Below are 12,290 nucleotides of genomic sequence, written 5' to 3' on the forward strand. Positions count from 1 at the left end.
TAGATGCGGGCCTTGCCCCGCACACGCATTGCCAATGAAGCGCCGGCGGGAGCGGACCCCGCCGGCAACGCCCTCAACCGCGGACCGGCTGTGCCAGCCCGTCGCGGATCGCTTCCTGGATCAGGCGCTCGGCCTCGCGCTGGGCACGCACGCTGGCGTCGGCCTGCTGGCGGCCCAGCTCGGCCTGCAGCTTGCCCAGTTCCGTCTGCCGGCGCGCCAGTTCCCGCATTTCCTCGCGCATGGCCGGCGAATCCATCTCGGCGCGGACCTTCTCCGCCTCGCGGCGCGCGGCTTCCATCTGTTCCCGCATCAGCGCGTCGTTGGCCTTGCCATGCGTGGCCAGGGCGAGTTGGGCCTGGCGCGCGGCCAGTTCGCCGATGCGCGCACCGATTTCGCCCATGCGCCCGCCGATCTCGCCCTGGCGTTCGCCCAGCTTGCCCTGGCGCTCGCCAAGCCGGCCCTGTTCCTCGCCCAGGCGCATGGTTTCGGCGAAGAGCTGTTCGAAGCGCGACAGCATGCCGGCGTCGCGCACCACGTAGGCGCGGCCGTCGCGGCGCAGCAGCAGCACGCCGTTGCCGTCGTCCAGCCGGCGCGCCTGCTGCAGGTCGGCGGTGGAACCGTTCATGATGTTGTGGTCGTCCTTCAGCAGCACGTAGCCGTTGCTGCTCGGGCTCTGCGAAAGATGGATCACGCCGCTGGTCGAGATCGGCGGCGCGGGAGGCGCAGGCGGGGCCGCAGGTGCCGCAGGTGCTGCGGGAACGGCCGGCGGCGGGGCGGGCGGAGCCGGCAGCGCCGGCGCCGCACCCTTGGCCGAGATCACGGTGCGCACCACCGAGTGGCCGGCCACTGGCACGGCGGGCGGGGCGGGTACGGCTGGCGCCGCGGGCGCCGGCGGCGGCGCGGGCGGAGCCGGCGGTACCGGCATGGCGACCAGGCGCATCGGCAGCACGCCGACCAGGGCCACCGCGGCGACGATCAGGCCCGCGCCCACGCGCGGGAAGGAAGAAGTGTTCTGCAGCATGAGCAGTCTCCGCTTGAGGCTGAGGAAGGTGGGCGAGGCGCTGGCGAGGCCGGCGCCGGGCCGGGGGGCGACGCCCAGCTGCAGCAGCAGGCGTCCGTAGTGCTGGCGGCAATGGCGGTCGCCGGCGACGACGGCGGCATCGACCGCCGCTTCGCGGGCAATGGCGTATTCGCGGGCCGCCAGGTGCACCAGCGGGTGGAAGAAGAACAGGTGCTGGGCCAACGCCGGTAGCAGGCCCCACCACAGGTCGCCGCGCTGCAGGTGCACCAGCTCATGGGTCAGGGCCATGTCCAGGTCGTCGTCGCCCATGCGCCGCAGGTTGCGCGCCGGCAGCAGCAGCACCGGGCGCCACGGCCCGACCAGCTGCGGCGAGTCGATGGCCGCGCTGAGCATCAGCCGCGGCGCGCGGCGCAGGCCGTGCGCTTCGGCCGCCAGTTGCAGCGCGGCATCCAGGCGCCGGTCGTCGCAGGGGCGCGCCGTGCGCAGCAGCGCGCGGCTGGCGCGCCATGCCAGCGCGGTGCGCAGCGCCATCACCGCCACGCCGGCCAGCCACAGCGCCATCGCCACGTGCAGCCACGACCAGCCGCTTTCCAGCGGTAGCGGCGTCATCACCACCAGCGGCGCGGTGGCCGCCGCCGGCGTGGCCGCGGCGGCCTGCGGCACCATCTGCAATGCTTCCGGCGCCGGCAGCACCGGCAGTTCCAGCGGCGCGGCCCACAGCAGGCCCAGCACCGCCTGCAGCGCCACCAGCCACCACAGGCCGCACTGGGTGGCGGCCGGCAGGCGCCGCACGCTGCGGCACAGCAGCCATACCAGCGCGGTCAGCAGCACGGTCTGCACGCTGGTGGCGAGCAGGCGGTTGCCGAGCAGTTCGAGAACGGTCTCCATGGCTCAATCCTCCCGGCGCTGCGACTGCAGCCTGCTGACCAGCGCTTCCAGTTCGGCCAGCTCGTTGTCGCTGACCTCGGCCTTTTCCGACATCCACGCCACGAACGGCGAGATCGAACCCTGCAGGGTCTTCTCGACGAAACTGCCGACCGCGCTGCTCACCACGTCCTGCTGCTCGGCGGTGGTCTGGTAGCGGTACACGCCCTCGTGCTGCGCGCGCTGCAGGTAACCCTTGGTGCGCAGGCGTTCCATCATGGTCAGCACGGTGGACCGGGCCAGCCCGCGCGCCTCGCCGAAGCCGGCGGCCACTTCGCCGACGCTGGCTGGCTCGTTCTCCCCGATGTACTGCAGCAGGGCCAGTTCCTGGTCCCCGATGGTCTTGCGGCGCATGGTCGACTCCGTGACTACATTTGTCGCCACGGTAGGCATGACTACATTTGTAGTCAATAGCCCGAAGGGCATGCCGGCCTGTGTAAGCCTGAACGCTTTCAGGTTCCGGCGCTGCCTCAGGACACCTGGCTGTCGATCCGCCAGCGGGCGAATTCCTGCTCGAACGCGGCCAGGTCCAGCAGGCCCATGCACGCCTGCGCGCCCACCGGCAGCGGTTCGCCGCGCGCCAGGCGCCGCGCCAGCAGCACCGCGGCGAAGGTGGGAATTTCCGGCCCGTGCAGCATCGGCGCGGTGAGGTCCCAGTGCACCCGGTGGGCGACGCCGCCGCGCTGGCCGCGCAGGGTCACGCGCATGCCGCCCAGGTCGGTGCCGAAGCGGTCGAACCCGCGGCCGGCACGGGCGAAGGCGCCGGCCAGCCTCGCCATCGGCAGCGGCAGGCCGCGGCGGCGCAGCCAGGCGAGGGCGGCCAGGCCGCGCGACAGCACGGGCAGTTCCAGCGCGGCGCGGAAGCGCACCGTCGACACGCCCGGGTAACGCCGCACCAGCAGGTCGTGGTCGGGCACGTCGCAGGGCGAGGCCAGGCGCGGGGCGATACGCGCGAAACTCACCGGCCGCGGATCGGCCCAGCCGACGACGCGTTGCCAGCGCCCATCGATCCAGCATTCGAACGGCTGGCCGCAGTACGACAGCACCGCGCGCACCGTGGCCATGCCCAGCGGCGTGGCCTGCGCCGGCGCGATCACGATGTCGATGGACTGCAGCATGTCGAAGCGATCGCGCAGCGCGTCGACCACCGCGCTGGACAGCGCCGGCAGGGTGCTGGCGCCGCTGATCGCGCTGCGCCCGCAGTCGCGCGCAAGGGCATCCAGCCGCGCCGGGAAGTCGCGCACGAAATCGCGGCCGTCGGCCAGGTCGATGTAGTGCATGCCGGCCTGCAGGCAGGCGCGCGCGACGTCGTAGCCCTGTCCCTGGAACGGGCCGGCGGTGTGGATGACCAGGTCGGCACCGGTCGCGCGCAGTTCGCGGGCGAAGTCGGGATCGTCCACGTCCAGGCGCCAGCATTGCACCCGCGCCATGTCCACGCCGGGCAGGTTGGCCGCGGCCCGTTGCGGGTGGCGCCCGGCGGCAATGACGGCGATGCCCGGCGTGGCGGCCAGCGCACGCACGATGCGCGCGCCGAAGTGCCCGTAGCCGCCCAGTACCACGACCCTGCAGCCTTCCTGTTGCGTCATCGATCCATTCCACGCGCGGCGATGCGCGCATTATCGGCGGGGACCGCGCCTGCGTCGCGCGGCTTTCATCGCCCGCACACGGCGGCGGCGGCAGGCTCGGCGCGTCGCCCCTCGTCGTGGAGTCCGCCATGTACCGCAACCTGGTCACCACCGCCGCCATCGCGCTGGCCGCCACCGCCTGCAGCAGCGCGCCCGTCGCCAGCGTCCAGCCCATCGACGGCGTCATCTCCGGCCAATGCCATACCGACAAGGTGATCGGCGCGACCGGCCTGGCCGCCTCGCCCGCCACGGTGGAACGCGTGCGCGTGGACAGCGACAGCCTGCAGGTGCAGACCGTGCGCGGCGATGCGCCGGTGCCGGTCGCGCCGGCGAGCGCCACGTCCGGTGGCGACCGGCTGACCATCGAAGTCGGCCGCAACAACGGCATCACCGCGCTGCGCTGCGGCTGAAACCGCGCTGACGCGCGCGGCCGGATGACGCGCTGCGACGGTACACACCGGAAACCAGGCGATATGCTTGCAGCGTCCCTCAACGCACTGGAGTTCCGATGCGAATCCCGACGATGCCGCGCGCCCTGCGCCGCCCCACCGCCCTGATCGCCACGCTTTCGCTCGCGCTCGCCCTGGGCGCCTGCAACGGACCCGCCCCCGAGGAGCAGGAGCAGGCCATGGACCAGGCCAAGCAGGCCGCCGATGCCGCCGCAACGCCCGACCAGGCCGCCGCCGCCACCCCGCCGCCGGTCGGCACCTGCGACGCCAGCCAGGTCGAAGGCCTGGTCGGCCAGCCGTATACCGAAGAACTGGCCGAGCAGGCCAGGCAGGACGCCGGCGCCGCCAAGGTGCGCATGCTCAAGCCCAACCAGCCCATCACCATGGAATTCCTGGGCGAGCGCCTGAACATAGAAGTGGACGACAAGAACCTGGTCAGCGGCGTGCGCTGCGGCTGACGCAAACCCGTCCAAAGCCTTGCGCCGCAAGGCTTTGGTTGCTGCCGCAACCATGCGTTGCGGCACCGCAGCAACTGTGATCTAGTCGAGCGCATCCGGTGGCCTCAACGCTGCGCTCCAGTGACGGGCATGCCGTGCACGCGCCAGCAACGGCCGTGCATGGTGTGACGCGGTGGACGAGGGAGAGGTGTCGCCGCTCACCCGCGCACCACGAGGCACAGATGACCCTCCGCAACCGCCAGGGGCTCTACGACCCGCAAGACGAACGCGACGCCTGCGGTTTCGGCATGGTCGCGCAGCTGGACGACCAGCCCTCCCGCCTGCTCGTCGATACCGCCATCGCCGCGCTCTCGCGCATGACCCACCGCGGCGGCGTCGCCGCCGACGGCCTCACCGGCGATGGCTGCGGGCTGCTGCTGCGGCGCCCCACCGTGTTCCTGCGCCGGCTGGCCGAAGAGGCCGGCATCCGCATCGGGCCCAACTTCGCCGCCGGCGTGGTGTTCCTGCCGCACGACGCCGATGCCGCGCAGCGCTGCCGCGACGAACTCGACGCGCGCCTGCGCGATGCCGGCTGCCAGCCGCGCGGCTGGCGCGTGGTGCCCACCGACGCGGGCGTCTGCGGCGAACTGGCGCGCGCCACCCTGCCGCGGATCGAGCAGGTGTTCGTCGATGCCGATCCCGCCCAGAGCGCCGGGCAGTTCGCGCTGGCGCTGTTCTTGGCGCGGCGCCGCAGCGAGCAGGCGCTGCGCGATGTCGCCGACTACTACGTCACCACGCTCAGCGCCGACGCCATCAGCTACAAGGGCATGGTGCTGCCGGACAAGCTGGGCACGTTCTACCCCGACCTGCAGCGCCACGAGCTAGCCTCCAGCGTGGTGGTGTTCCACCAGCGCTTTTCCACCAACACGATGCCGCGCTGGCCGCTGGCGCATCCGTTCCGCCTGCTCGCCCACAACGGCGAGATCAATACCATCGAAGGCAACCGCCACTGGGCGCAGGCGCGCAGCAAGGTGTGGAAGACGCCCAAGTTCGACATCGCCGAGTTCGACCCGGTGATCTCGATGCACGGCTCGGACTCGCAGAGCATGGACAACATGCTCGAGCTGATGGTGGCCGGCGGCATGGAGCTGATCCAGGCGCTGCGCATCCTGGTGCCGCCGGCGACGCAGTCGCTGGAGTTCAAGGACGCCGACCTGGCCGCGTTCTACGAGTTCTACGGCCTGAACAGCGAGCCGTGGGACGGCCCGGCCGGCATCGTCGCCTGCGATGGCCGCTATGCGGCCTGCACCCTGGATCGTAACGGCCTGCGCCCGGCGCGCTGGATGCTGACCTCCGACCGCCATTTCCTGGTCGCCTCCGAGGCCGGCGTGTGGGAAGTGCCCACCGAGCGCGTCGTGCAGAAGGGCAAGCTGGGCCCGGGCCAGATGATGGCCATCGACCTCAGGCGCGGCGACCTGCTCGATTCGGACGCCATCGACCGCATCAACCGCGCGCGCGCGCCGTACAAGCAGTGGCTGCACCAGGGCGTGACCTACCTGCAGACCGAGCTGATCGACCCCTCGCTGGCCGAGGAGCCGTTCGACGAAGCCACGCTGCGCAGCTACCACAAGCTGTTCCAGCTCACCTCCGAGGAAGTGGAGCAGGTGCTGCGGCCGCTGGCCGAGACCGGCCAGGAAGCCACCGGCTCGATGGGCGACGACACGCCCATCGCCGTGCTCAGCCGCCACACCCGCCCGCTGTACGATTACTTCCGCCAGGCGTTCGCGCAGGTCACCAACCCGCCGATCGACCCGCTGCGCGAAGACTGCGCGATGTCGCTGACCACCCAGCTCGGCAAGGAGACCAACATCTTCCATGCCGGCCCGGAGACGGTGAACCACGTCATCCTCAATTCGCCGGTGCTCAGCCAGCGCAAGCTGCGCCAGCTGCTGAAGATGGAGCAGTACGTCGAACGCAACCGCCTGATCGACCTGTCCTACAGCGTCGAGGAAGGATTGAAGGCCGGCATCGAGCGCATCTGCGCGCAGTGCGAGCAGGCCGCGCGCGACGGCGTGGTGATGCTGCTGCTGTCCGACCGCTACCCGGTGCCAGAGCGGCCGATGGTGCACGCGCTGCTGGCCACCAGCGCGGTGCACCACCACCTGTCGACGCGTGGCCTGCGCTGCGACGTCAACCTGATCATCGAGACCGGCACCGCGCGCGACGCGCACCACATGGCCTGCCTGCTCGGCTTCGGCGCCACCGCGGTGTATCCGTACCTGGCCTACCAGACCCTGTTCGACATGGGCCGGCGCGGCATCCTGCTGCTGAAGAAGGGAGGCGAGGTCTCGCAGATCGGCCGCAGCTACCGCAAGGGCATCTACAAGGGTCTGAGCAAGATCATCTCCAAGATGGGCATCTGCACCGTGGCCAGCTACCGCGGCGCGCAGCTGTTCGAGATCGTCGGCCTGGACCCGGACGTGGTGCGGCTGTGCTTCCCCGATGCCACCGCGCGCATCGGCGGCGTCGGCCTGGCGCGCCTGGACACCGAAGCGCGCGAGCTCGCCGCGCGCGCCTGGAACGACCTGGCGCCGGCCGAGGTCGGAGGCCTGCTCAAGTACGTGCACGGCGGCGAGTACCACATGTACAACCCGGACGTGGTGCTGACCCTGCAGCGCGCCGCGCGCACCGGCAAGGCCGAGGACTGGCGCCGGTACACCGAAGCGGTGCATTCGCGCCCGCCCTCGGCGCTGCGCGACCTGCTGCAGCTCAGGCCCGCCGCCACGCCGGTGCCGCTGGACGAGGTGGAACCGGCCGAAGCGCTGTTCAAGCGTTTCGACACCGCCGCCATCTCGCTCGGCGCGCTGTCGCCCGAAGCGCATGAGGCGCTGGCCATCGCCATGAACCGCCTCGGTGGCCGTTCCAATTCCGGCGAAGGCGGCGAGGACCCGGTGCGCTACGGCACCGACAGGCGCAGCAAGATCAAGCAGGTGGCCTCCGGCCGTTTCGGCGTCACCGCCGAATACCTGGTCAACGCCGAGGTGCTGCAGATCAAGGTGGCGCAGGGCGCCAAGCCCGGCGAGGGCGGCCAGCTGCCGGGCCACAAGGTCAACGAACTGATCGCGCGGCTGCGCTACGCCAAACCGGGCATCGGCCTGATCTCGCCGCCACCGCACCACGACATCTATTCCATCGAGGACCTGGCGCAGCTGATCTACGACCTCAAGCAGGTCAACCCGGACGCGCTGGTGTCGGTGAAGCTGGTGTCGCATGCGGGCGTCGGCACCATCGCCGCCGGCGTGGTCAAGGCCGGCGCCGACCTGATCACCGTGTCCGGCCACGACGGCGGCACCGGCGCCTCGCCGATCAGTTCGATCCGCTATGCCGGCGTGCCGTGGGAACTGGGCGTGGCCGAATCGCACCAGGCGCTGGTCGGCAACGACCTGCGCGGCCGCACCCTCCTGCAGACCGATGGCGGCCTGAAGACCGGGCTGGACGTGGTCAAGGCGGCGCTGCTGGGCGCGGACAGCTTCGGCTTCGGCACCGGCCCGATGATCGTGCTCGGCTGCAAGTACCTGCGCATCTGCCACCTCAACAACTGCGCCACCGGCGTGGCCACGCAGGACGAGCGCCTGCGCGAGGGCTATTTCACCGGCCTGCCCGAACGCGTGGAGAATTTCTTCCGCCTGCTGGCCGAGGAAGTGCGGCAGTGGTTGTCGTACCTGGGCGCACGCTCGCTGGACGAGATCGTCGGCCGCACCGACCTGCTGGAGCAGCTGGAGGTTTCGCCACGCGAAGGCGTCAGGGTCGACCTGTCGCGCCTGCTCGCGCCGGCCCGCTACGAAGGCGCGCACTGCGCGGCGCAGCGCCTGTACCAGTCGCCGGACAGCCTGGCCACGCAGATGGACGGCCTGCTGTCCGATGCCATCGCCCACAAGCGCGGCGGCGAGCACCGCTTCCTGATCCACAACACCGACCGCTCGGTGGGCACGCGCCTGGCCGGCGCCATCGCCCGCGCGCACGGCAACCACGGCATGGCCGAAGCGCCCTTGAACCTGCGCTTCCGCGGCACCGCCGGGCAGAGCTTCGGTGCGTTCAACGTCGATGGCCTGAACCTGGAAGTGGAAGGCGAAGCCAACGACTACGTCGGCAAGGGCATGGCCGGCGGCCGGCTGGTGGTGCGGCCGCCACGCGGCGCGCGCTTCGAGGCGCGCAACACCGCCATCGTCGGCAACACCTGCCTGTACGGCGCCACCGGCGGCGAGCTGTTCGCTGCCGGCCGCGCCGGCGAGCGCTTCGGCGTGCGCAACTCCGGCGCGCTGGCGGTGATCGAAGGCGCCGGCGACCACTGCTGCGAGTACATGACCGACGGCATCGTCGCCGTGCTCGGCAAGGTCGGCCTGAACTTCGGCGCCGGCTTCACCGGCGGCCTGGCCTACGTGCTGGATATCGACCGCGATTTCGTGGACCGCTACAACCACGAGCTGATCGACATCCACCGCATCTCGGCCGAGGGCTTCGAGAACTACCGCCAGCACCTGCACAGCCTGATCGGCCGCCACCGCGAGCTCACCGGCAGCATCTGGGCGCAGCAGATCCTGGACGAGTTCCGCGACTACGTCGGCAAGTTCTGGCTGGTGAAACCCAAGGCCGCCAGCATCGAATCGCTGGCCGCCGCGTTGCGCAACGCTGCATGACGCTTCTCCCCCTCTCCCGCCTGCGGGAGAGGGCCGGGGTGAGGGCGCTTTCAAGGCAAAGCCCCTCATCCGCCCCTTTCGGGGCACCTTCTCCCGCGAGCGGGAGAAGGGAGCCCCCCAGACGCAACGAGCCCCCCATGAGCCGCAAGCAAGCCTTCCAGTTCCTCGACCTCCCCCGCACCATGCCGCAGCGCATTCCGGTGGAACTGCGCACGTCCGGCGACTGGGGCGAGCTGTACGGAAAATTCGACAAGGCCGACGCGCAGTACCAGGCCGGCCGCTGCCTGGATTGCGGCAACCCGTACTGCAGCTGGAAATGCCCGGTGCACAACGCCATCCCGCAGTGGCTGCAGCTGGTGCAGGAAGACCGCATCCACGAAGCGGCGACGCTGTGCCATTCGACCAACCCGCTGCCGGAAGTCTGCGGCCGCGTCTGTCCGCAGGACCGCCTGTGCGAAGGCAGCTGCACGCTGGAGGAATTCGGCGCGGTGACCATCGGCGCGGTGGAGAAGTACATCGTCGACACCGCCCTGGCCACCGGCTGGAAGCCGGACCTGCAGGCGGTGCAGCCGACCGGCAGGCGCGTGGCCATCGTCGGCGCCGGCCCGGCCGGGCTGGCCTGTGCCGACCGCCTGGCGCACGCCGGCATCCAGGCCGTGGTGTTCGACCGCTACGAGCAGATCGGCGGCCTGCTGCAGTTCGGCATTCCCAGCTTCAAGCTGGACAAGCGCGTCATCGACCGGCGCCGCGGCATCCTCGAAGGCATGGGCGTGCAGTTCCGCCTCGGCGTGGAGATCGGACGCGACATCACCATCGAGCAGCTGCAGGCCGACTTCGATGCCGTGTTCCTGGGCACCGGCGCCTACCGCTACACCGACGGCGGCCTGCTCGGCCAGGACCTGAAGAACGTGCTGCCGGCGTTGCCGTTCCTGGTGCAGAACAGCCGAATCGTCGGCGGCGACGATCCGCAGGGCCGGCCCATCGCCGGCTGGGAAGACCAGATCGCCCTGCCCGACCTCAACGGCAAGCGCGTGGTGGTGCTCGGCGGCGGCGACACCGGCATGGACTGCGTGCGCAGCGCGGTCCGCCTGGGCGCGGCGCGCGTGACCTGCGCCTACCGCCGCGACGAGGCCAACATGCCCGGCTCCGCGCGCGAGGTGGCCAACGCCCGCGAGGAAGGCGTGCGCTTCCTGTTCAACCGCCAGCCGCTGGCCATCGAAGCCGGTGCCGACGATGAAGTGATCGGCGTGACCGTGGTGGAGACGCGCCTGGGCGAACCCGACGCCAACGGCCGCCGCAACGCCGAACCGATCGAAGGCAGCGAATCGCTGCTGGAAGCGGACGTGGTGATCATCGCCTTCGGCTTCTCGCCGACGCTGCCGGACTGGCTGGCGTCGCAGGGTGTCGAAGCAACCGGCAACGGCCGCATCGTCGCCGGCGGCGCCGGTCGCCTGCCCTACCAGACGCACAACCCCCGGCTGTTCGCCGGCGGCGACGCGGTGCGCGGCGCGGACCTGGTGGTCACGGCGGTAGCCGAAGGCCGCGACGCCGCGGCCAGCATCATCAAGCTGCTGCTGCACTGACAGGGGAACAAAGCCCCTCTCCCTCCGGGAGAGGGGTTGGGGTGAGGGACGAACGAAGTCCATGACGAACAACCATCGGGCCCCGGTTCACCTTTCATCTTCTCCTCGGCATCTTCTTCCGACGGAGAGAGAAGGAATACTTCCCCAGGATTTACACTCAAATCCCAAAACCCAGCGAGACCCCAATGCGCATCGGCCTGGCCGCCAACCGCCTGCACCACGAACGCGCCGACGCCGCCCTGTTCCGCTGGCTCCATGCCAGTGCCGGTGGCCTGCGCGAGCTTGGCGTGGAACTGCACGCCGTGGGCCGCACCCACGACGCCATCACCGCCGCATTGCCGCCAGGCAGCCTGCCCGGCCTGAAGCGCTATCCGAACGGTCGCGAAGGCGGGCTGATGAAGCTGGTCGCCGAAATCGTCGGCATGGGCACGCCGGAGCGCACGCTGGACGGCGCGATCTACCTGATCGACCCGGTGGATCCGTCCTCGGTATTCCCCGAAGCCATCGCGCTGAAGCGCCAGTGCGTCATCCACGACAAGCCCTTCATCTCTACGGTGGCCAGCGCCCGCGACTGGGTCGAGATGGAGCGCATCCACGCCGGGCTGCCGGCCGATCCGGGCGCGGACGACCTGCACGACGTCGGCAACCAGACGCTGGCGCTGATCGCCCACGACGCCCGCAAGCCGCAGATGCTGGCCTTCGCTGCCGAGCATTTCGACGTGCTGTCGCGGTTCGGGGAACGCATCGGCACGGGAACGACGGGGCAGCACTTGAACGAACTGGCCTGGAGCCGCGGCTGGCCGCGCGACCAGGCATGGATCCAGCGCTTCCAGAGCGGCCCGCTGGGCGGTGACGCGCAGATCGCCGACCGGGTACTGGAAGGCCGCTGCCAGCGTGCGATTTTCTTCGAGGACCCGCACGTGGCGCGCCAGCACGAGGCGGACATCCAGCTGCTGGAGCGCGCGGTGACGACGGTGACGGACCAGGCGGTCTGTATCACCGCGCCCCATCTCGCCGCCCGGTGGGCCATGGCCGCGCAGCAGCGGGCACGGCGACGCTGAACTTCATTGCGATCGGAACACGACAACGGCGCCTGCGGGCCCCGTTGTCGTATGCGCGGAGGGCCGATCAACCTGGTTCATCAGGGCAGGCGACGCTTTCCCCTGCATCGCCCGCGGGGAGGCTGCGGCGGCCCAGCGGCCAGATCCACCGATGGCGCCTCTCTGTCGGTGCGCCCTGCAGCCAGGAGGGCTTCTGCCCCCTCCTGGCTCAAGTACCAGATTGGAGCGAGATGCGTAACTGGAGCGCGCCATCTGCGACGTCGAAGCGCAGTGACACTGCGCCTTGGAACTTTCAGGCACAGAAAAGTCGCCGCCACCCGCTTCGATCGAAGGGATGAAGCCTCTCCCTGTAACGCCAAATGGGCCTTGGCTCGAAGGCGGCGGCCAGCCCACGCGCGACTTCTTCGAGGCCCGACCCGGGGCGGACACCGCGCTGCTGGAGCGTTCGGTGTGCTTGGCAGCGTCTAACGACCCCCGGGCTGAGCGGCACCCG

General features: G+C 70.7%; 8 protein-coding genes. 5 read left to right on the forward strand and 3 right to left on the reverse strand.

The window, feature by feature from the left end; translation table 11 throughout:
* Positions 1–73: 73 nt before the first annotated feature.
* The 3 genes from AC06FP_RS16635 to AC06FP_RS16645 form a co-directional block, all read right to left on the reverse strand.
* Positions 74–1,909 carry a M56 family metallopeptidase gene (locus AC06FP_RS16635; RefSeq protein ID WP_478076317.1) on the reverse strand — a complete coding sequence of 612 codons (1,836 nt, stop codon included), beginning with the start codon at positions 1,907–1,909 and terminating at the stop codon, positions 74–76.
* A gap of 3 nt (positions 1,910–1,912) precedes the next feature.
* Positions 1,913–2,299: a BlaI/MecI/CopY family transcriptional regulator gene (locus AC06FP_RS16640; RefSeq protein WP_478076318.1), complete on the reverse strand. Its 387-nt coding sequence runs from the start codon at positions 2,297–2,299 to the stop codon at positions 1,913–1,915.
* A gap of 116 nt (positions 2,300–2,415) precedes the next feature.
* A complete protein-coding gene (locus AC06FP_RS16645) occupies positions 2,416–3,531 on the reverse strand; it encodes a saccharopine dehydrogenase family protein (RefSeq protein ID WP_478076319.1) in 1,116 nt (371 codons plus the stop codon).
* Between the two features lie 128 nt (positions 3,532–3,659).
* Between AC06FP_RS16645 and AC06FP_RS16650 the strand changes: the two genes are divergently transcribed.
* From AC06FP_RS16650 to AC06FP_RS16670, 5 genes are all read left to right on the forward strand, one after another.
* Positions 3,660–3,980, forward strand: a complete 321-nt coding sequence (locus AC06FP_RS16650; protein WP_478076320.1) for a hypothetical protein — start codon at positions 3,660–3,662, stop codon at positions 3,978–3,980.
* Positions 3,981–4,078: 98 nt separating this feature from the next.
* Positions 4,079–4,477 carry an I78 family peptidase inhibitor gene (locus AC06FP_RS16655; protein WP_456117661.1) on the forward strand — a complete coding sequence of 133 codons (399 nt, stop codon included), beginning with the start codon at positions 4,079–4,081 and terminating at the stop codon, positions 4,475–4,477.
* A gap of 221 nt (positions 4,478–4,698) precedes the next feature.
* On the forward strand, positions 4,699–9,153 hold the full coding sequence (gltB, locus tag AC06FP_RS16660) for a glutamate synthase large subunit (protein ID WP_478076321.1): 4,455 nt from the start codon (positions 4,699–4,701) through the stop codon (positions 9,151–9,153).
* 137 nt (positions 9,154–9,290) lie between these two features.
* On the forward strand, positions 9,291–10,736 hold the full coding sequence (locus tag AC06FP_RS16665; RefSeq protein WP_478076322.1) for an FAD-dependent oxidoreductase: 1,446 nt from the start codon (positions 9,291–9,293) through the stop codon (positions 10,734–10,736).
* A 185-nt stretch (positions 10,737–10,921) separates the two neighbouring features.
* Positions 10,922–11,797 (forward strand): methylglyoxal synthase, encoded by an 876-nt coding sequence (locus AC06FP_RS16670; protein WP_478076323.1) that lies wholly within the window; start codon positions 10,922–10,924, stop codon positions 11,795–11,797.
* Positions 11,798–12,290 lie beyond the last annotated feature (493 nt).

The sequence above is a fragment of the Stenotrophomonas sp. Steno-Z2 genome (genome assembly GCF_056393235.1).